Source organism: Streptococcus sp. S5 (assembly GCF_034134805.1).
In the GTDB taxonomy this organism is placed as follows: domain Bacteria; phylum Bacillota; class Bacilli; order Lactobacillales; family Streptococcaceae; genus Streptococcus; species Streptococcus lingualis.
Genome location: NZ_CP139419.1, coordinates 1,869,503 through 1,888,226 on the forward strand (window position 1 = coordinate 1,869,503; position 18,724 = coordinate 1,888,226).

The window sequence follows — 18,724 nt, forward strand, 5'->3', positions numbered from 1 at the left end:
TTATTCACCTGTCAGGCTATCTAATTGTTCTTCTTTCTTTTCCTGTTCGTATAAATATTTAGCGTCTTGTAAAACATCATCACCGTGTTGTTTTACAACAGAAACAGATGCATCCAGTCCATCTTTCAATTTGTAAGCTTTAGCCAAGGCCTTAGAATAGCCTTTCTTAGCTTCTTTACTTGCTAAGACTTTCAAGCCAAGCGTCCCAAATGCTACCCCTCCTAAGAAGAGAGATGATTTTTTCGCAACTTTTGCGACGTTTAATACTTCTTTTAACATGTTTATTTCCTCCTTGTAACTATTGTAGCGAAAAATGACAGCAAAAGCAATTGCTGATATCTGATATATAGATAAAATTCTCTATACTGATATTTAATTATATTATGATGAAAACAATATACTTTATTTTTTGATACTGTAAATAATTATGTGTAAACACTTAAGTAGAGTTACGGAGTGTTAATTAAATAAGCTTTCAAGTGTATCAGAACATTGACCAAACCCTTTATGGATTCGTTGACTTTGCTTGAAATTATAATCTTCAAACAACGTAACTAAGTAACGTTCCAGAGCCTCCTCATTAGGAAAAAGAACCTTCTTTTTCGTTTGATGTTTGATTTCTTTGTTAAGAGACTCAATGAGGTTTGTCGAATACATGCTGTGCCAAATCTGGTAGGGAAACTGATAAAAAGTTAAAAGATTATCCGTCTTCTCCAGACTTTCCATGACTTTCCTATACTTTGGTTTCCATTCGGCGAGAAAGTCCTCTAAAGCTTGTCCTGCCATTTCTAAATTTTCAGCACGATAAATCATTATAAATTGCCCCAGAATAACCGCTCTATCTGCTCGTTTCACTTTACTAGCTAGATTTCGACTAATATGAATTAAGCAACATTGTTGTTTAGCTAATGGGTGAGCCTGACTGATAATCTGCTCAAGCCCCTTAAAGCCATCTGTAACTACAAGAGAAATCTGTTGGATTCCTTGGTTTTGAAGCTTGTCTAACAGGGTGGACCAAGAAGCATTGTTTTCTTGAGGCAACTGTGCATAGCATATCTCTATGCGACTAAAGTCGCTAGAGCTATCCTAATTGCGCACCGCCAGTTCTCATAGAAAAAAACACCTTGCAAGATGCAAAGTGTTTTCGTTTGTATTCTGCTGTCCAGCAACGAATTAACGTTTAGAGAACTGGCTAGCTTTACGAGCCTTTTTCAAGCCTGTTTTCTAGTATTTTTATATCTATTGGCAGATTATCCGACTTATCCCCATCAACATCTGACTCTAACTCAACCTCTGAAGAAATCCTAATATTGCGTACTTTGATATATTCGATATTATTGTTACCTACTAGATCCCCTTTTTAATAAATCTGGGATAGCCGATAATTTAGAAATGATGGATGAATCCTTTAAAATCAAGATATTTCCATATTCATCTGTATTTTCATCAAATAGTTTTTTGTCTGCATAGTAATTGGATAGAAGAACTAAGACCTGAGTAGCTTCACCTTCATAATTGCCATTTTTGCTTTCAAAAGGTAATAATTGCTTGTTCATAGCTTGGCGAATCAGTTGCACCAGCCAAATTAATTGTCTTGACCGACGAATAAAGCGACTTCTTTCAAGGATTCGACCATAAGGAAACAGTTGGCAGATTCTATAAAAGTGTCGATGTGATTCGGCACGCTCATCAGACTCGCTACACAGAGCTGGTACATAATATCTGCTATAATTTTCTGGAAGATTTGGTCAAGCGGTCTTTTAGCCGTGTGACAGGCATACAGGAAAAACACTATTTATTTACTTTTTGCACGGGAGGCTTTAAGATGTTGCTGGACGCCTTTCTTGATAATCACTCAGAGTCGCCAGAGTGTCTGGGCTGGGATATGGCAAAGATATACCGCTGCCTGAAACTGTTCTTTGACGCTGATAAACGCGACATATCAATTAAAATGTCGCACTAAAATGATTGAAAAGTGATTGAAACTGTATTATAATGAACGTATATATTTAGAAAAGAGGTACTAACTATGGAAAACCTAGTAGTTTCAGTCTTTAACACTGAAAGCGAAGCTTATCAGTCCTTTGCGGATTTGAAGGCTTTCCGCCAAACTCAGACGACCAAGGTTGCTCAAATCGCCTTGGTCAAAAATGAAAACGGTCACATCGTTGAAAAAGAACGCTATGACTTTGAAGATTCAACGACGGATGCAACCCTAGAAGGTGGCTTGCTCGGTGCAGTTATCGGGCTTTTGGGTGGTCCTATCGGCGTCTTGTTTGGTTATGGTATTGGCAGCCTCTATGGTTTGGCTGCTGGTGATACCGTTGATACGGCAGAAGCTGGCTTGATTGACGTTGTGTCTCAAAAATTGATCGACGGCGAAACAGCCGTTGTCGCCTTGGTGCAAGAAAACAACGAAGCAGTCATCGATGCTTACTTCACCAAGTACGACACCCAAATCGTGCGTTGGGATGTAGCAACCGTCGTAGCCGAAATCGAAGCAGCTCTGCAAGTCCAAGAAGACCTCTACAACCAGGCACGTGCACAAATGAAGGCTGAACGTAAAGCCGAACGCAAGGCTAAACTTGAAGAATTCAAGGCAAATGTCAAAGCAAAATTTGACAAATTGAAAGCCTAACGTCTAAGCGTCTCATAAATTTAAATGTGACTGAGACGCCATTTAAAATTTATGTGCGTCGGATTCTCACAGTTAAATAATTGCGTTGACAAAGCCGTTACAGCCGTTCTTCCATTCTTTGAAAAGAATGTTTAATAGACAAGAAATCTGGACTAGTATTGGTCTGGATTTTTTTGTGAATATAGAGGTCATAGCTTTTTGACTATGCTTCGTTATAATTAGAAAAATTTTAAGTTTTATCAAGATGAAATCAGTCAGACGAAGACATCCCGAATTAGCACCAGCATCACCACACAAACTAAGACATACTGGTGCTACTCTTGCTAAACAAGCAGGTGTTTCTCTTGAAGCCTTCTCAGAAGCTCTTACTCATAGTGATAAAGAGATTACAAAAACTTACGTTAATATCAAAGATAAAGTCAATCAGACTGTAGGTGATATTGCTTTTCGTAGTTTAAAAAATTGATGGGGTGAATATGGGGTGAATTTTGGGGTGAACTTTGATTTTTTGAAACAAAAAAGACATCCAAGAAATAATTCTTGAATGTCTGTAAACGTTGATATAATCGTATTGATTAACGTTTTGAGAATTGTGATGCTTTACGAGCTTTCTTAAGACCTGGTTGGAAACACTTCTATTTGAATACGTTTCAAAATGCGCTTAAAATCAATGTTTTCTCACGTTTTCAGAAAGAACAATTTCATCTAATTTGAATAACTTTCATTTGAATGGTGTGAATTTTACACTAAAAATACACGAATTGAGCTAGATTTTACCAAAAAGTTCACACCATTATTACCTTCGAATCATTAAAAAATAAAGCAAGTAATTTTTAATAGTCACTTGCTTTTTGTATCAATGACTTTTTACAAAATCTAAAATATCTTCGTAGGTTAATTCTGATGCCGCTACACCCAATCCGAGATGAACCAACTCTTCATCAGTACAATCAAGCATAATATCGTTAAGTTCTAGTAGCACAAGCATTACAAAAATACCAATGCGCTTATTTCCATCTAAAAAAGCGTGATTCTTAATCAAAGAATAACAAAGCCTAGATGCCTTTTCTTCAATAGTTGGATATTGATCAACTCCAAAATAAGTGTCAAAAACATTCGAAAGCGAGGCCTCAACTAACCCCTTGTCTCGTACACCATCCATTCCTCCCGTAGATATAATCAATTGACTATGTAAGGCAACAACCTGTTCAACGGTTAATCGCTTCATTTAGCTAATTCCTTCAAGGCTTCTAGGTGGCGTGACAAGATAGAGCTTGCCACCTCGTCAACACTAGCTTGATCTGCAACAACAGCTTCTGTCTGTTCTACTTGAACCAAGGTGTTATAGTCAACTAAAACATATTTAGGTTTATTGTTTTTCAAAATAACAGCTGTACCCTTACTATCAACCATACGAGCAACTTTAGAGAAATTCTGATTTGCCTCCGTGATTGGAATTAAATTTTCAAGATTAATTTGCATTGTCATCGCCTCCTTTTGTTTATCATACCATTATTAAGCAACAAAAGCAAAAATATAGGATGGATTTATCCTATATTAAGTGAAATAACTTAGTAATTTGAGGGGGGGTTTAGATCTTGCGTACGGTAAATGAGAATACTTTCATGCTCAACTATAGTAAAATGATGGCAGCTCATAAGACTTCCTTTCGTAACTAGTTCGTTCAATTCTATTTTACTAGAAAATCTTATGAGCTTTTATTATCATGTACTCATAAATTAGCCCTTCGTCACTTATTAATTCCCCCCATCTCTCTCAACCGTTCCTGTCCCAACTTCAACATCTCTTCCTCCACCTTACTCCATTTTCCAAATAGGCATTCGTGTAGAACTTCTGTTGCTGAGGTTTCGTCTACATGCGAATCATAAACACACGATTGATCTCTTTGATAAATTTGAATTTGTCTAAAAAGTTTATCCTTTTCCAACTCCCGTAAGTTATCAACCAAATGTTCTACAATTCCATCATGGTGTGCTTTAGGAGTTGCTCTAGCTTGACTAGGATCTATGGCGTAGAGCTCCTCATAACGTATCAAAGTACTGAGATAGGACAATTTTGGCTTGGTCGCTATTAGTGCAAGTGAGACTTGATATCCTTTAGTTATCAATAATTGTGCCGTTTTTCTAGGAACTTCTGTTGTTCTCAAGGTGCCCTCGATTAACAAATGATAACCTTGTTTACTCAATTCATCTACGAGATATTCAACCATTTGTCCCGCGAATACTTTGGTATAATCCACACTATCTTTTCCATACTTTTCCTGTAAGCCAAGGTAGTTCGGATGAAAAGAGCGATAACTATCTCCATCAATGATAATGATATTACCTTGAAATTCCCTTTGTTTAATACGATGAATCGTTGTTTTCCCAGCACCACTCTGTCCACCTAGCAAGATAGCCTTGGGCTGAGACGAAGTTGTTTTACCACGAGTTAAAGAACGAACGAGTCGTCTGGATGCTCGTTCAAAATCATCTTGACTAAATTCTTCTAGTTTCATTAAGCCACCACCAGATGAGTAGCTTGTTCTAGCATCCGTTCAATGCCATCCAAATAGCCATTATATCGCTCTACTTCATCAAAAGTCCCCACAAGATAAATCTTCGTGTTCAGCAAATCAGACAAATCATCGCTCATTAGAACCCAAGGATTAGAAGTATCATCAAATGCAATTCCTTGTTCATCTTGAAAACGATAAAGTTGCGCTAAGATATTCGCCCCTCGTTCTTTAATCACTTCAATTTTCAGAGTGAGCTGGTAATCTTCCACTGGCGTGAGCATCTTTTCCTCTCCTACAATATCGATATAGGAAACATTAAATTTCTGGCAGATACGATCTATTAATTCTGTCGAAATTGAACTTGTTCCATTTTCATAACGACTTAGGCTATTTCGAGAGATACCAACAATCTTTGCGAACTCAGGCTGGGTTAGATCATGTGTTTTACGTAACGCTTTAATATTTTCTCCGATCATGAAGGTCCTCCTTTTATTTATTTCTATTATAGCACAAAATTTAGAAACGCACCAAAAATGGTGCGTTGTTATGACTGAGAGATAAAATGTCACACATTCAATTATTGAAGAAAAAATCACTATAAGGCTGTTCAAAAGTCTTTGAGAGTATAAAAAATAAGAAAGCTACAATTGAAAACATATTAGAGATAGGAATCTATGGTATACTAGTGATAATAAATAGTTATCGGTAGGAGAATGATTGATGAGTAATAAAACATGCTTTGTAGTCATGGGATATGGGGTTAAAAAAATTCCTGGAACTTTAGTCAAACTGAATTTAGACGATGTTTATTTTAAGTTTATAAAGCCTGTATTATCTCGAAATCATTTAAAATCAGTCTACTCCACACAAGCATATCGAGGAGATGAAGTTCCAACTTCATTAGCTATTAATAAAAACTTCATAACATCTATTTTTTTAGCTGATATTGTGATTGCTGATATAAGCACTTTAAATCAAAATGCAATTTATGAGTTGGGACTTCGGCATGCAATGAGGCCAAAATCTACAATTATACTTTGTGAAGAACTAACTATTAGCAAATACCCATTTTTTGATATTTCAATGAATCCTCAATTAAGATATCATAGAAAGAAAATAGTATCGGATGAAAACTATAGAAAATCTCTGCAAGATGAATTAGAAGATATATTAATTTCTTGCCTAGAATCCAATACCGATTATATTGATAGTCCTGTATTTGATTTCAATTTGTATAAGATTAAACCATTAGTTCAATTAGATAAAAATGTACATGTAGCAGGAGCATCTATAAGGACAATGATTGAAAAAGCTGAAAATTTGAAGGAAAATATGCTGTTTAAAGAAGCCGAAAATCAGTACCTTCAAGTTTTAAACTTATCCTTTGATGAAGATATACTTTCTCAATATCTATTATGTAGCTATAAAAAAGATTTGTCCCTAGAAAATTTGCTTTTAACCTTATCATACGTTAATGAGAACATAGATTTAGCTACATCGACAAACGAAAACTTACTGGGTATTGTTGCAGCAATAAATAAACAAATATTTGGCCTAACTAAAGAATGCAAATTTTTAGAACAAGCTAGAAGATATTACAAAAATGGCTCAAACTTTGAAAGTGGGAATCTTTATTGTGCTAGAAACTACTGTGCACTTTTGTTAAAACAATATTGTATATCAAAAGATATTGAATCAATAAAAGAGTATTACTACTCTGCTGTTCATTTTGCTAAAACTTGCTTAACAGAATTACAATTTCTCAAACGAGAAGAAACTGATCTTGACAATACTTGGTATAATGAAAACATTAAAGATTTGACCCTAATTGCATTTGGTACTGATGAATCAATTATTGAATTTAAGCCTGTTACAAAAAGGCAAGAAGAGACGGTAAGCTCAGGTCGTAAAGAGCTAAAGCATGATTATCATGAAACTCTAAAAATAATTAAAGGGAAATGAGCAATTTTGCTCACTTCCCTTTTTAAAATCTTTTATCTCTTGATAATTTCCAATAATGTAAACCTAGTGGTGTCAAACGGCAAGACTTACTATTCATAGCAGCAAAGTACATATGCTCCTCTCCAACAGGTTCGATCAAACCTACGCTTTCATAAAGCTGTAACTCTTTAAATTTACCAACATTTTCTTCTTTTGCGAAAGGTTCTTTATATTCATGAGTTACTTCAGGAGTATTGGTAAATTCAAATGATGGATCTAATTGAAATTCTGAAGTAGCTTCTGGAAAATATTGATGAAGTTTTCGTAGCACCTTTTTTGATACTTTAGCTTCAACAGTTCTGATAGGTAAAAATCCTGTTATATTTGTTTTAAATAGCGGCCTTTGTTCCCATACTCCAAGTGACTGATCAACAAAAGAATATAAACTAGCAGGAGTGATATTCCCGCTAACATCTGCTGCTCCACCTTTTAGCCCCTGAATTAGTAATTCAGTAAACACACCATGACCAGTTATTCCATCCTCAATAGCAACCTCATCACGATCGCTGGCTGTTAGAATAGTAACACCTTTTCCAATCATGGTATTCGATGAGTCTATAGGACTACAATCTCCTAACTTTCCAGAATAACAACAATCTAAGATGATAATTTTATTTCGACTTTTTGAAGTGTTTGCTAGTCGAAGTATATCATTCATAGAAATTCCCATATCATAGCCATTAAAATCTGGTGTTACGATTTGACCAGCCATCTCATCTGTCCCATGTCCTGAGAAATAAAAGAGTGCAATGTCAGATTCTCCTTCTTTAAATAAAGAATGAAGGTCCTCCAATAACTCTGCTTTTGTTTGTATATTAAGTTTTAGCTTAACACTGAAATTAGGGGAACCATCCTCGTTCTCCTCCAATAATTTCGCTATCTCCTCTGCATCATTAGTACACCCCCCTAACGGAGCCTGAGAATATGCATCGATACCAACAATTAATGCCTTGTTTTTTAACATAAATTATACCTCACAATTGTTTTATCCAAGCGCTAATCTTTTCCCAATTCCAATCTACTACAGGAAGATAGCCACATTCATTTGGAATCGTCGCACCAATATGATCTTTGTTCCCATAAATTGCAAGTAGTGGTATCCCCTCATCTATAGCACAGTTCATTTCCCAAATTTGCCCATCTGCTTTCTTGGTATTCCTAGTAATGATAGAAATCATACCGTCACACCCTCTAATTCTTGTTCTACATTTAGTTTTCCATTGAGAATCCCAAGGTTGTTTAACAGACATATCCACAAATTCAAATGGAGAGTTTGTATTTCTTGATTGGCCCCTTAGAAAATCTCGTAAATTTTCATCCTCAATGGCAAAACTTATAAAGATTCTTTTCATCTAAATACCTCCCTTTAAAAGTATTTTTGTTTGTATTATATCACATTAGAAAGTATGCTATACGATATTTCCCTCAATTGTATTAAATATTTCTTCCAATGATTTTTTCCAACAATATATTTCTTTCTCTAAAATTTGTTCGAAGAAAGAGTCAATTTGTGTCTTATCATCCAATGAAAAATCTGATACAGATACAATTTTTTTATCATCTTTTAGAATGCCATCAATTCGCAAATTTTTTTGCTTAATGATTAGAATAGGAATATTATTTGAGATCGCCATAGCACCTTCAATTTGGCAAAACGAACTAGTAATCCATTTCCCATCTAACGACTGTTCGTCAGATTCAAAAAACTTTTTATCTTGAATTGCTCCCTTTTTTAAAACTCCAGATTGAATATACGTATGACCGAAAGCTAAGATAACCATACCATAGCATCTTTTTATCATTTCATTTAAAGCAGATAATGATTCATAGGGAGAATAATCCTTTGCTTGTAGAGTTATGCTTTCTATATTATAGTTCTCTAGAGTACTCTTTAGTTTATCTATAAAGTATTGTTGCTCATTCGTAAATGGATTAGGTCTGCTTAAAAATACTCTTATTTTTTTATTTGTCATATTCATCAATCTCCTACCGATAACTATTTATTATCACTATACAAAGCATTCAAATAAGTATATAATAGCATGATTATTGATAAAGGAGTTATTCATGGATTATAAACATATTTCTACTTTCTTAGACTACTGCAAAACCCATAGACGCTTGAGTTCACATACGATTCGAGCTTACAAAAATGATCTTTTGCAATTTTACAATTCAAATTACAGCAGTGTGGAAACCTATGTTGAACATTTGACGAAATCCAATATTAAATCTAATACATTACGTCGCAAAATTGCTAGTTTGAAGGTGTTTTACAGCTACTTAAAATATCATAATTTAGTTGATGAGAATCCTTTTAATCAATTACGTTATCAATTTAGAACGGAAAAAATATTACCTAAAACGATTCCTTATGATATTTTGAAAAGTATTTTTTTACATCTAGAACAGAAAATTACCTATTCAAAAACTAAATATCAAAAACAAAAAGCTGAAAGAAATTTGCTAATCATTTCCCTATTGCTTTCAACTGGTATTAGGATTTCCGAACTTTGTCATATTCATCTTAAAAATATTAATCTTTCAAATAGGACTCTCCATATTATGGGAAAAGGTAAGAAAGAACGTATCCTATTTTTAGGAGATCAAATAACATTTAGCTTACTAGAAACATATATAAATAACTACTGTTTTCAACCCAGTAACTACCTATTCTCTGGAAAATATTCTTTCAAACCATTGTCAGAGCAAAGTGTACGTTTAATTCTAAATACCCTTGTTAAACAACATAACTTAACTACACCTATTACCCCCCATATGTTTAGACATAGTTTCGCAACAATGCTTCTAGATAGTGATGTAGATATTCGATACATTCAACAAATTCTTGGACATAGTTCTATCTCAGTCACACAAATCTATACTCATGTATCTCAGTCAAAGCAAAAAGAAATTCTAACTCTGTGTAATCCCATTGCTTCGATTCATTCACAGTCAAAAAAATAGGGCTACCTTCATAGAGGTAACCCTATCCTGAATAGTCAAGTCCAGTATCGTCACGGGCTTTGCCGTTATAGACAAAGGGATTCCCTGTTGTGTCTGTACTTGCCTTGCTTGCCCCATAGAGATGATATCGACTGATCCTTGGCTCATTGTCAACTGTAGTGGGTTGATATAAAGTTACAATCTGGAGAGGACTAAATCGGTTCTCTCCTTTTTAATGTTCAAAGTGATGAGAATTATTCCTATAACCGTCAATTTCTTGTAAACCTTTTCATTTTTTTGTATAATATATTTGAAAAAGGGTGACATAAAGTAGTAATACCCAATTTGTAAAATTAATAAGATGCGCAAGTTTTAATTAATTTGGGCATTTTTGATTACTCCAAAGGGCTGCCATCCGATATTGACTTCATTGACATGAAGGTGTTCATTATACTAAAAAAGCAAAGACGAGGTAATTACTTCGTCTTTGCTTTTTTACGATTTTCCACTATACATATAGTAGAATACTTTTCCTGATAAAATTCTTTTTCTTATATTTTAGTGAACTCCATGCTGAATCACTGAGTCAAACAAGTTCTAAAATCTTGAAATTCTAACAAATGCCACGTAACCTCATCGTCATCTAAGACTGTCACAGTCTCGCCTTTAAAACAATGTGGGATAGGGACAGTTTTCTTTTGAAATGGATGTAAAACAACCATATCTTCTAATTTATTGTTGAAAATTATATGCAGACAAAGGATGTCATCAATATGATTTTCAACCACTAGATAAGTTTATAACTCTAGATGATTGTACAAACTTGGCGGTTGTGTCATATAGTATTCAAAATTTTTCATCCTTAAACTTCCACTTCCTTCATTGTTCTATAGACTAAAATGATTATCTCAGTTGTAAGTGAGTAGACTAATTTACAAAAGCTGATTTCAACGAGACAATTCGATCACATTGTTTCGCATGGTCTAAATTATGTGTGACGATTAGAATTGTTTTTCCAAACTGATCTCTCAACGACCGAATTAAGTCAAATGATTTTTGAGCCATATCAGGATCCAATGAACCTGTTGGTTCATCTGCCAAGATGATATCACCTGGTTTTAGAATAGCTCTCACGATGGCGATTCTCTGCTGCTCACCTCCAGATAATTCATTGACCTTGCTATCTAGTCTATTTTCCAAACCAACAAACCGCAAGGTTTCTTTAATCTTTTTCTCCTTCTCTTCCTTAGAGAAATTAGTAAAGTTCATAGCAAGCATGAGATTATCTTTTACACTGGATGTAGAGATGAGTGCATTTGATTGAAATAGATAGTTGATAACATTCTTTCGATAGTTAACCGCAGAACGCGAATTCACTTTTGGTAAGATCTTCCCGTTGATTAAAATCTTACCACTATCAATATTATCCAAAAGGCCAATCATATTAAGTAACGTAGATTTTCCAGAACCAGATGGCCCTACTAAAGCTACAAATTCATTTTCCTCAACATCAAAACTTAAGTCTTTTAAAATCTCACGTGACCCAAATTTTTTTGACACACTTTGTACGGAAATCATAGACATTAAATCACCCCTTAAACGATTGTATGAGACTTTCTACTTCTTTACGGAATAGATTGAAGTAAAGAAGTAATAATTGGAAAGCAAATGTAACTAGTGTTAAAACTATTCCCAACTTAGAACCTAGTAAGATAGAAACAAGTAGTTCTATCGCAGAAACACCAACGACAAGAGAAAGAACACCGCTATACCTCTTCCAAGGAGAAAAGCCCATGAAGTATTGTACATACAGTTTTTCTTCGAAAAGCAAGCGATAAATCAAGACAAAACTCCAAAAGATAGCCATCATAGTAAAGACAATAATAGCAATGATACTTCCAAATAGGTAGAAAGTATAGCCGAGATCTTTCTGAAGTCCATTGATATAATTCTTAACCGTTGTAAATTTCAGTGCATTGTCTGATAAATCAGGGAACTCATTTTCTAAAATTGATTTTACCTGATTCATTGTTTCCTTATCACGAACTTTCAAAATTCCGTCATATCCACTCACAGATAGGTTTGCTGATTCCATGAAGTACAAGTTTTCAGGAGCTGCTACAAAAATAACAGGTTCTTCACTAGTTACACCTCGATCGATTGATCTTGACCAAGTAAAAATGGACTTAGATGGCTGATAGGTTCTAAATAAAAATCTTGGATTTTCTGTAAACTTAGTCCCTATATCCCCTGGTTTTACTCGAACAACTTCTTGTAAATAAGCCTTCATGGTTTCAACATCCGCTGAACCTAGAGTATCAGGAATAAGGTACAATCTGGCACCATTACGTATTTCGGATAATTCTTCATTACTTAACTCAACTCCTAGTTCAGATAAGTAATTATAAGAATAGGTTAAATACCAAAATGGTTTTTTAGGAACATTTTGATACGTACCATAGATTGTATCAAGGTATTCTTGCCCGAGATATTCTCCCTGAGCAATATAAACACCTGGAATCTCTGAAATTCGTTGGTAAAAGTGATACATGCTGCTTTCTAATGAATTTGTATTACCAGAGTAGGTTCCTATATCATCCCCTTCTACAAAATCCGAAATAACATACATATTTTCGACACTTTTCCACTCCCTAGCTACTTTGACATTATCAATGAACTGATTCATTGGCGCATCTAAGGAATGACTAACTGCTATTAATAAACCAGCTACTAAAGTATAGAATAACAAACTGGTTGCCATTAATGGTTTCATTGGTAACCGTTTATGAATTGCAGCTAATGGAGAAACCAAATAAACAACAATACTTGGAATAATTAATGTTAGCAATAGTAACAAGATTGAAAGACTTGTACCCGCAAAGACTAACACAAATGATGATAATCCAAAACTAGCCCAACCTGACAAAAACCAAGTTGCTAGTGCGGAAACAGGTGCAATATAAATAGAAAACAGAAGAGAATCCTTGAAGAGGGCAGACCACAACTCCTTCCTATCCCATCCAAGTAGTATCAATGTCCCAAAATGTTTAAAGGATTGTAAAACACATATTAGGAAAAGAACAAGAAGAACCATAGCATTTACTGCAATACTAGCAGCTAAAACGATTGGCACAATTCCCTCAACAGTATTACTGCCAAAACTCTCTCTAATCAAGTCTTCAACAGAAATCCCAGTAATGGATGAGAGATTTGATAAAAACGTTTCTCTTGAGAGGTTGTCCTGAAGACCATTGATATGATATATCCCGTTTATTGTATTTGTTTCTTGAAAAATATGGTCTAACCGATTAATAACAACAGGGGTTGTAAATAACAAGCTCGGTAATTCATAGAGCATATTATCAGTTCCCTTATCAAGTCCAATAGTCAAGTTATTGTCACTATGGGATAATAAATCTGAAATTTGTTGGCGTGATAAAATTATTTTACCACCGTTTGTAAAATCTGAAAAACCTTCAGGATTGCCAAGAACATCTAAATATATTCTATTTATTGAACCATCCCTACTACTATTTGTAGTACGTTTCGTCCAAATAGACAAGTCACTTTGTTCCAAAAAGTATTGGTATACACTTTGCGACTGTTCTTCAGATAATCTTTGAAGATAAACTGTAACTGTCCTAGAATTACGGTTATAACTTTGCCATGCCTCCTCATACTGAACACCTGTAAAAAAAATTGCCATCAGAGCAAGTAGTACGCTCTGAATGGCAATCAAAAACAGGATTAAGTACTTCATTTTACCTAATAACATGTTTTTGTATGTCATAGGCGCTTACCTACAATTCCAGTAACATTGTGCTGTACCACTTCCAATATATCTAGATGCACGTGCTTCAATTCCTGGCCGTTTCCAACCTGAGAAACCTCCGTTAGCACTTGCTGCGTGTTCATACACACCAGATTGAACGTGTGAGTAACTCCAAAGTCCTACTGTACGACCATAGTTCCAATAAACGGCAGAACCTTTATAATAAACTGTTGCGGCAGAAGCGATTGAACCACCTGCACCAGCTAGGGTAAGAGCAAGTAACGATGTTGAAATAATCTTCTTAATTCTTTTCTTCATAACATAGTCTCCATTTCATTTTTGACTAAAACTAACAATTACAACTCTTTTTTAGTAACTTATGACAACTTAGTACATTGGCAACTATCCCTTCTTTGAACTGGTAATACTACCAGCTTATTCATAAAATTTTACAATTCATATTTTAAAATTTTACAGAATATAATTCTCCAGGATCAAAGCCTAAAGGGGCGGGAGCGGGATTTATCGATGGTTTACCAACAATAACTAATAAACCCGCTAATAAAACTGCGACAACAAACTTTTTAGTTGCTTTCTTCATATCTTGCAACCCCTTTCATATTCCTTGATTGTATTCTATCACGCAGAAAATTATTTGTCAATTGTATTTATAAAGATTTTTTTATTTTATTTTTTTATTATGAATATGTTTATTTTAACCGTAGAAATAACTCGTTTCATGAGAGATGTTATAATAAATGCATATAAAAAACAACACAGTAAAGACTGAGTTGTCTATAACAATTATGCTGGGAATGTTTCATTGATAAAACGCTCAAGGTCTAAAGCCATCTTATCATTTCCCTCTAGCAGGTATGCACGCTGCGCTGTTACAAAGTACTGTTTAACGGCATCTTTATGGGCAAAACCTTCACTAACATTCCCAAGTAAACAGTAAAGATTAGCTAAACAGTAGAAACTATTATTTTTGAGACAAATACCAATCGTTTCAAAAGTCTCACTTATCGCTCTCTCTGTTTGCTGGTTTAACCATAGATACCGACAAAAGTTATACCGACATTTAATCAGAATTTCAAGTTCATCAATTGTCCGAACCTTAACACTCTTAAAAAGATTGGTCATGCGATTATAGACTTCTTCAAATTTTGAGAGTTCATCCGTCTGAAAGTAAAAGTGTAATAAACTATTTGAGATATTCAAATATTCCCAATCATATTCGCTATATTTTGACAAAATAGCTTCTAATTTTTTGATCGCTTCATTCTGTTTAAGGTCATGGTTAAACAACACAATAGCCTCTATCCACTGAAGGTATAACTGATCGGAGAGAGGGAGTTTTACTGTCTTCGCAGCTTCTAACTCATAGATATATTTTAGTGAATCATAATCTCGTAAGTCTAAGAATTTCTTAGATACAGCACGAAATTGAGTCAAAAACTCCGATTCGACATGGATATCCTCGTCAAAAAAGTAGTCCATTGATACATTTAGCTTTTTTGCAAGGGCATATATTAAGTCTGAGCCAGGACTATAGTCTGCATCTCGCTCAATTTTACTGATTTGGGCCTGTTCACAGATACCAGCAGCCAATTCAACCTGAGACAAATTCAGTTCTTTTCTCCGACTACGCATTCGGCTCGCCAATAGTTTCCCCATATGGCCACCTCTATTCTATGTAATATTTATCTTTATATCACAAATTATAACATTATGACTTTTATTTTTCAATTATTCATACTCACCTAAAATCAAAAACTAATCCAACTTCTATGAACAATAGTACTGTCCAATGCAAGCTCCTAATCACTTCTTGCAACTTATCAATGACTTCATTGAGAGTTTTAAACATCTTGTTCTTGAACCCTCGCTTCCGAATCTCTGCCCAGACTTGCTCAAGAGGTAAATTCTTATCCCCAAATTCATGGAATTTCATATTTCAACTCCTTACTGTAGGACTTTCACTAGCTACATCCCTAGTTTGATGTTATTGTACTGATATTTTTAGACAGAGTTTTTATTATCCAACCTACAAAAAAGAGAGAACTTGCCACTCCTTTCTGAAACCTATACCTCCACCTATTTCTCCAGTTTTATCACCTTATCATAGCGCTTCAAGTCCTCTTCACTATAGTGATGAATCACTTCTACGAGTGTTTGAGGGAGCGAGAAGAGAAGTTGACTGATTTTCTCTTGATTTTTAAGGTCCAGATTGGCTTTGACTTCATCAGCTAGGATAAATTGGCGATTGTGATAGAGAGCACGTGCAATTTCTAACCGCTGCTTCTCACCGCCCGACAGAGTCTGGTTACTAGGGGTTTTGCTTTGAAGAGCTTTCAAACCAGTTTGTCGCAGGATTTCATCCATCTTTACGGAATCCAGTTCTTGTCCCAAAGCAATATTTTCCTCTAGGCTCAAACTATCAAAGATATGACTAGACTGGAGAATGTAGGCTCCTGCCTGATAAAGTTCATCCGAGGTTAGCTCTTGCCCATGGTAGCGAATCCGACCATGACTGGGCTTAATTTCACCATAAATTAGGTTCAGTAAGGTGGTTTTCCCAGACCCACTTTCTCCGATAATAGCAATCTTTTCGCCTTCCTCAATAGTTAGGTCACAAGGGGCTAGAATTTCTTGACCATCACGCACTACACTTACTTGCTTTAACTGGATAGGAAAGACAGAACCTTCGAGAACAGAAGGCATTTCAAAGCCCACTCCCAGCAATTTTTGATATTTATCACAGAGAGACTTAGCTGATTTTCTAGTATTGATAAAATAAGACAACTCCTGAAATTGATAGCCAATATTATACGATACTAGGTAAATCCCTACAAAGCTGGCTGCAGATAGGTAGTTATAATAGGTCATGAAACCACCAATGACAATAGGCGCGACCGAGCAAAAAGCATCAATTCCATTGATAAAGAGACTATTTATTGTCCGTTGCTTCTCATAGGCGATTTCTTCCTTTAGAGTCTTATGCAAATCTTTAGAAAACAATTTGAAAAACAAACTTTGTCCCCGATAATACCGTATGGAACGAGCACCTGCGATCATATTGGTTGCTTGAGAGACATAGACTTGGTTCGCTAGGGACTTCTCCTTCGTAATTTCATCCAAACGTTTAGAGCCAATTCCACTACAAAGAGTAGGTATCGAATAAAAAACGATAAAGAGCAAGCCAAGATAAAAATTAGTCCAAAGAGCATAACAGATAGAGACGGTTGTAAATCCCAAAGAAGAAATGATAATAACAGTCGACTCAATATAATTATCTTCTAGCTGTTTTACATCATTTTCCAAGTCTGACAAAACTTCCTCATCCGCAATCCGACGACTATATAAGAAAGTCTGAAAGATATCCTTCTTAATACCCAACTTGAAGTCTGTCAGTACTCGTGCATAGTAATAACGTTTCCCCGCCAAACCCAGCAAGAGAATCAAATTTCCAATAATCCCCCAAACCAAGACTTGCCATAGCAAATGCAACTGGTGATTGGTAAAACTAGAGACAATATACTGAATCAAAGCTGGTGTAATGATAGCCTCCAGCCAAGTAATCATAATCGCCACAAAATAGAAGAATAAGTGCTTCTTGGTTACATAAGATCTAAGCATAACGTATAAACCTCCTGAAATTATTTACCAACTTAGATAGTCGCTCTTTATCTCTAGAAAGGTATATAATTTGTTGTATGCAGTATTCCATAAGTTCTGGCTTGTGGCATTCTATGAATTCTCCATTCTCGTTAATGACAGTGGAATAACCATCAATTACATTGGCAACACATTCTATACACATACCTCTACACCAGCAATCTTTACACTTAGAAAAATTATCCTTATTATTAAATGTTTCAACATTTGGACTATTATGGCTCCCCCAGAATCTAAAGCACAACTTCTTACTTCCATCTACGTCAAAAGTAATTGTATTGGAAGGATCAATATCATCGCAGAAAGTATGGTTTGTACTCTTGTAAATCATAGATATTAAAACATCGTATAAGATTGGGCTAATAAATGCTTTCTCATTACAATCAATTACATTCTGAATAGATGTATCTATAAAAGTTTTTCTTTCCGATAAACTTTTTTCCATTTCTTTAACAATAAGTACTTTATTTTTACTGAAGACATCATTAACATTAAAATGAACATCCATCTCAGTAAAATATTTGAAAATAGCTTCTCTACTAATACCATTTTTTTGATGAATACGAGTATACGTTGATGCAATTTCGAAATTATCATAATCAATACTTTTTAAATACTTAATGAATCTCAGAGTCTTTCTGTGACTTCCTTTTCCCCTTAACCTATCATGAACAACCTCTGGTCCATCTAAACTAATTGTTAAAAATGGATGAAATTTATTTAACATATGCTTTACTCGATGATTCAAAACAGTACCATTAGTAACAGTCTCAACTTTTAATATATTTAAAAATTTAGATAATTTCTCAATAAAATATACAAACAACTCAATATTTAAAAAAGGCTCTCCTCCAAAAAGTATTAATCGATTAATTTGTTTTATTCCCTTACTTACAATTTCCTGAATTATCTTATCAGCAGTATCAAAATCCATTACTCGATTGTCCATGCCATAGTTTCCACCATCAGCATAACAGTACGAACACGATAGATTACAGCTATTTGAAATATTTATTACAACTTTCTTCAAGATTCCATCATCAAGATTATCCAAAGTATTAGACGTATTTTTATATTCAGGTGAAGAAGACAAAGTAAAAGAAATGGAATCAAAATAATATGTACCAAAATCAGTATCAATTTTTTTAATCATAGCAATCCTCATTAATGA

Annotated in this window: 19 protein-coding genes and 4 pseudogenes; 4 read left to right on the forward strand and 19 right to left on the reverse strand. The window is 34.7% G+C overall.

Features of this window, described 5'->3' with window-relative positions; translation table 11 throughout:
• The 4 genes and pseudogenes from SM123_RS09075 to SM123_RS09090 all read right to left on the reverse strand — a co-directional run.
• Entirely contained in the window at window positions 1–279 is a 279-nt protein-coding gene (locus tag SM123_RS09075) for a DUF6110 family protein (RefSeq protein ID WP_002893755.1), read from the reverse strand.
• Between the two features lie 180 nt (window positions 280–459).
• A pseudogene (locus SM123_RS09080) lies at window positions 460–1,050 on the reverse strand (IS256 family transposase); the annotation flags it as partial.
• A 148-nt stretch (window positions 1,051–1,198) separates the two neighbouring features.
• Window positions 1,199–1,532: pseudogene (locus SM123_RS09085) on the reverse strand (diacylglycerol/lipid kinase family protein); the annotation flags it as partial.
• A gap of 3 nt (window positions 1,533–1,535) precedes the next feature.
• Window positions 1,536–1,679, reverse strand: a pseudogene (locus tag SM123_RS09090) (IS982 family transposase); the annotation flags it as partial.
• A gap of 350 nt (window positions 1,680–2,029) precedes the next feature.
• On the opposite strand from SM123_RS09090, the gene SM123_RS09095 reads away from it, so the two are divergent.
• Window positions 2,030–2,638 carry a DUF1269 domain-containing protein gene (locus SM123_RS09095; protein ID WP_002893760.1) on the forward strand — a complete coding sequence of 203 codons (609 nt, stop codon included), beginning with the start codon at window positions 2,030–2,032 and terminating at the stop codon, window positions 2,636–2,638.
• Window positions 2,639–2,882: 244 nt separating this feature from the next.
• Complete coding sequence (locus SM123_RS09100; protein WP_002893762.1) at window positions 2,883–3,104, forward strand: tyrosine-type recombinase/integrase; 222 nt, start codon at window positions 2,883–2,885, stop codon at window positions 3,102–3,104.
• Window positions 3,105–3,494: 390 nt separating this feature from the next.
• Here SM123_RS09100 and SM123_RS09105 read toward each other — a convergent pair whose 3' ends face one another.
• The 4 genes from SM123_RS09105 to pezA form a co-directional block, all read right to left on the reverse strand.
• Window positions 3,495–3,866 carry a type II toxin-antitoxin system death-on-curing family toxin gene (locus tag SM123_RS09105; RefSeq protein ID WP_023919365.1) on the reverse strand — a complete coding sequence of 124 codons (372 nt, stop codon included), beginning with the start codon at window positions 3,864–3,866 and terminating at the stop codon, window positions 3,495–3,497.
• A complete protein-coding gene (locus SM123_RS09110; protein WP_023919367.1) occupies window positions 3,863–4,120 on the reverse strand; it encodes a type II toxin-antitoxin system Phd/YefM family antitoxin in 258 nt (85 codons plus the stop codon). The genes SM123_RS09105 and SM123_RS09110 overlap by 4 nt, the downstream gene beginning before the upstream one ends.
• A 268-nt stretch (window positions 4,121–4,388) precedes the next feature.
• Entirely contained in the window at window positions 4,389–5,156 is a 768-nt protein-coding gene (pezT, locus tag SM123_RS09115; protein ID WP_049487882.1) for a type II toxin-antitoxin system toxin PezT, read from the reverse strand.
• Window positions 5,156–5,632 (reverse strand): type II toxin-antitoxin system antitoxin PezA, encoded by a 477-nt coding sequence (gene pezA / locus SM123_RS09120; RefSeq protein WP_046165028.1) that lies wholly within the window; start codon window positions 5,630–5,632, stop codon window positions 5,156–5,158. Before pezA ends, pezT begins: the two co-directional genes overlap by 1 nt.
• Window positions 5,633–5,876: 244 nt before the next feature.
• Here pezA and SM123_RS09125 point away from each other — a divergent pair, with 244 nt between their 5' ends.
• Window positions 5,877–7,118, forward strand: coding sequence for a hypothetical protein (locus SM123_RS09125; RefSeq protein WP_023919378.1), 1,242 nt, complete (start codon window positions 5,877–5,879; stop codon window positions 7,116–7,118).
• Window positions 7,119–7,140: 22 nt separating this feature from the next.
• On the opposite strand, the gene SM123_RS09130 is transcribed toward SM123_RS09125, so the two are convergent.
• Genes SM123_RS09130 through SM123_RS09140 form a run of 3 tightly spaced genes read right to left on the reverse strand, consistent with a single transcriptional unit; the run spans window position 7,141 to window position 9,130 of the window.
• A complete protein-coding gene (locus SM123_RS09130) occupies window positions 7,141–8,121 on the reverse strand; it encodes a caspase family protein (RefSeq protein ID WP_023919376.1) in 981 nt (326 codons plus the stop codon).
• A gap of 10 nt (window positions 8,122–8,131) precedes the next feature.
• A complete protein-coding gene (locus SM123_RS09135; RefSeq protein ID WP_023919374.1) occupies window positions 8,132–8,509 on the reverse strand; it encodes a TIR domain-containing protein in 378 nt (125 codons plus the stop codon).
• A 57-nt stretch (window positions 8,510–8,566) separates the two neighbouring features.
• On the reverse strand, window positions 8,567–9,130 hold the full coding sequence (locus SM123_RS09140) for a hypothetical protein (protein WP_023919373.1): 564 nt from the start codon (window positions 9,128–9,130) through the stop codon (window positions 8,567–8,569).
• A gap of 94 nt (window positions 9,131–9,224) precedes the next feature.
• Between SM123_RS09140 and SM123_RS09145 the strand changes: the two genes are divergently transcribed.
• Window positions 9,225–10,124, forward strand: coding sequence for a tyrosine-type recombinase/integrase (locus SM123_RS09145; RefSeq protein ID WP_023919380.1), 900 nt, complete (start codon window positions 9,225–9,227; stop codon window positions 10,122–10,124).
• A gap of 906 nt (window positions 10,125–11,030) precedes the next feature.
• Here SM123_RS09145 and SM123_RS09150 read toward each other — a convergent pair.
• From SM123_RS09150 to gggB, 8 genes and pseudogenes are all read right to left on the reverse strand, one after another.
• The gene (locus tag SM123_RS09150; RefSeq protein ID WP_023919382.1) at window positions 11,031–11,687 is read right to left on the reverse strand and encodes an ABC transporter ATP-binding protein; all 657 of its coding nucleotides are present in this window, start codon (window positions 11,685–11,687) and stop codon (window positions 11,031–11,033) included.
• A 4-nt stretch (window positions 11,688–11,691) separates the two neighbouring features.
• Window positions 11,692–13,893: an ABC transporter permease gene (locus SM123_RS09155; protein WP_023919384.1), complete on the reverse strand. Its 2,202-nt coding sequence runs from the start codon at window positions 13,891–13,893 to the stop codon at window positions 11,692–11,694.
• Window positions 13,894–13,899: 6 nt separating this feature from the next.
• Entirely contained in the window at window positions 13,900–14,193 is a 294-nt protein-coding gene (locus SM123_RS09160) for a hypothetical protein (protein ID WP_023919386.1), read from the reverse strand.
• 145 nt (window positions 14,194–14,338) lie between these two features.
• On the reverse strand, window positions 14,339–14,476 hold the full coding sequence (locus SM123_RS09165; protein ID WP_155167719.1) for a hypothetical protein: 138 nt from the start codon (window positions 14,474–14,476) through the stop codon (window positions 14,339–14,341).
• Window positions 14,477–14,679: 203 nt separating this feature from the next.
• The gene (locus SM123_RS09170; protein ID WP_023919388.1) at window positions 14,680–15,552 is read right to left on the reverse strand and encodes a helix-turn-helix domain-containing protein; all 873 of its coding nucleotides are present in this window, start codon (window positions 15,550–15,552) and stop codon (window positions 14,680–14,682) included.
• Window positions 15,553–15,644: 92 nt separating this feature from the next.
• Window positions 15,645–15,796: pseudogene (locus tag SM123_RS09175) on the reverse strand (IS630 family transposase); the annotation flags it as partial.
• Between the two features lie 176 nt (window positions 15,797–15,972).
• A complete protein-coding gene (gene gggC, locus SM123_RS09180) occupies window positions 15,973–17,514 on the reverse strand; it encodes a streptosactin export ABC transporter GggC (RefSeq protein WP_320909462.1) in 1,542 nt (513 codons plus the stop codon).
• Window positions 17,507–18,706 carry a streptosactin maturase GggB gene (gggB, locus tag SM123_RS09185; RefSeq protein ID WP_023919393.1) on the reverse strand — a complete coding sequence of 400 codons (1,200 nt, stop codon included), beginning with the start codon at window positions 18,704–18,706 and terminating at the stop codon, window positions 17,507–17,509. Before gggB ends, gggC begins: the two co-directional genes overlap by 8 nt.
• Window positions 18,707–18,724: the final 18 nt, after the last annotated feature.

Excerpts from the sequence above, each read along its gene's own strand:
- SM123_RS09075 (WP_002893755.1), bottom strand. The coding sequence starts at position 279 with ATGTTAAAAGAAGTATTAAACGTCGCAAAAGTTGCGAAAAAATCATCT.
- SM123_RS09095 (WP_002893760.1), top strand. The coding sequence starts at position 2,030 with ATGGAAAACCTAGTAGTTTCAGTCTTTAACACTGAAAGCGAAGCTTAT.
- SM123_RS09100 (WP_002893762.1), top strand. The coding sequence starts at position 2,883 with ATGAAATCAGTCAGACGAAGACATCCCGAATTAGCACCAGCATCACCA.
- SM123_RS09105 (WP_023919365.1), bottom strand. The coding sequence starts at position 3,866 with ATGAAGCGATTAACCGTTGAACAGGTTGTTGCCTTACATAGTCAATTG.
- SM123_RS09110 (WP_023919367.1), bottom strand. The coding sequence starts at position 4,120 with ATGCAAATTAATCTTGAAAATTTAATTCCAATCACGGAGGCAAATCAG.
- pezT (WP_049487882.1), bottom strand. The coding sequence starts at position 5,156 with ATGAAACTAGAAGAATTTAGTCAAGATGATTTTGAACGAGCATCCAGA.
- pezA (WP_046165028.1), bottom strand. The coding sequence starts at position 5,632 with ATGATCGGAGAAAATATTAAAGCGTTACGTAAAACACATGATCTAACC.
- SM123_RS09125 (WP_023919378.1), top strand. The coding sequence starts at position 5,877 with ATGAGTAATAAAACATGCTTTGTAGTCATGGGATATGGGGTTAAAAAA.
- SM123_RS09130 (WP_023919376.1), bottom strand. The coding sequence starts at position 8,121 with ATGTTAAAAAACAAGGCATTAATTGTTGGTATCGATGCATATTCTCAG.
- SM123_RS09135 (WP_023919374.1), bottom strand. The coding sequence starts at position 8,509 with ATGAAAAGAATCTTTATAAGTTTTGCCATTGAGGATGAAAATTTACGA.
- SM123_RS09140 (WP_023919373.1), bottom strand. The coding sequence starts at position 9,130 with ATGACAAATAAAAAAATAAGAGTATTTTTAAGCAGACCTAATCCATTT.
- SM123_RS09145 (WP_023919380.1), top strand. The coding sequence starts at position 9,225 with ATGGATTATAAACATATTTCTACTTTCTTAGACTACTGCAAAACCCAT.
- SM123_RS09150 (WP_023919382.1), bottom strand. The coding sequence starts at position 11,687 with ATGTCTATGATTTCCGTACAAAGTGTGTCAAAAAAATTTGGGTCACGT.
- SM123_RS09155 (WP_023919384.1), bottom strand. The coding sequence starts at position 13,893 with ATGACATACAAAAACATGTTATTAGGTAAAATGAAGTACTTAATCCTG.
- SM123_RS09160 (WP_023919386.1), bottom strand. The coding sequence starts at position 14,193 with ATGAAGAAAAGAATTAAGAAGATTATTTCAACATCGTTACTTGCTCTT.
- SM123_RS09165 (WP_155167719.1), bottom strand. The coding sequence starts at position 14,476 with ATGAAGAAAGCAACTAAAAAGTTTGTTGTCGCAGTTTTATTAGCGGGT.
- SM123_RS09170 (WP_023919388.1), bottom strand. The coding sequence starts at position 15,552 with ATGGGGAAACTATTGGCGAGCCGAATGCGTAGTCGGAGAAAAGAACTG.
- gggC (WP_320909462.1), bottom strand. The coding sequence starts at position 17,514 with ATGCTTAGATCTTATGTAACCAAGAAGCACTTATTCTTCTATTTTGTG.
- gggB (WP_023919393.1), bottom strand. The coding sequence starts at position 18,706 with ATGATTAAAAAAATTGATACTGATTTTGGTACATATTATTTTGATTCC.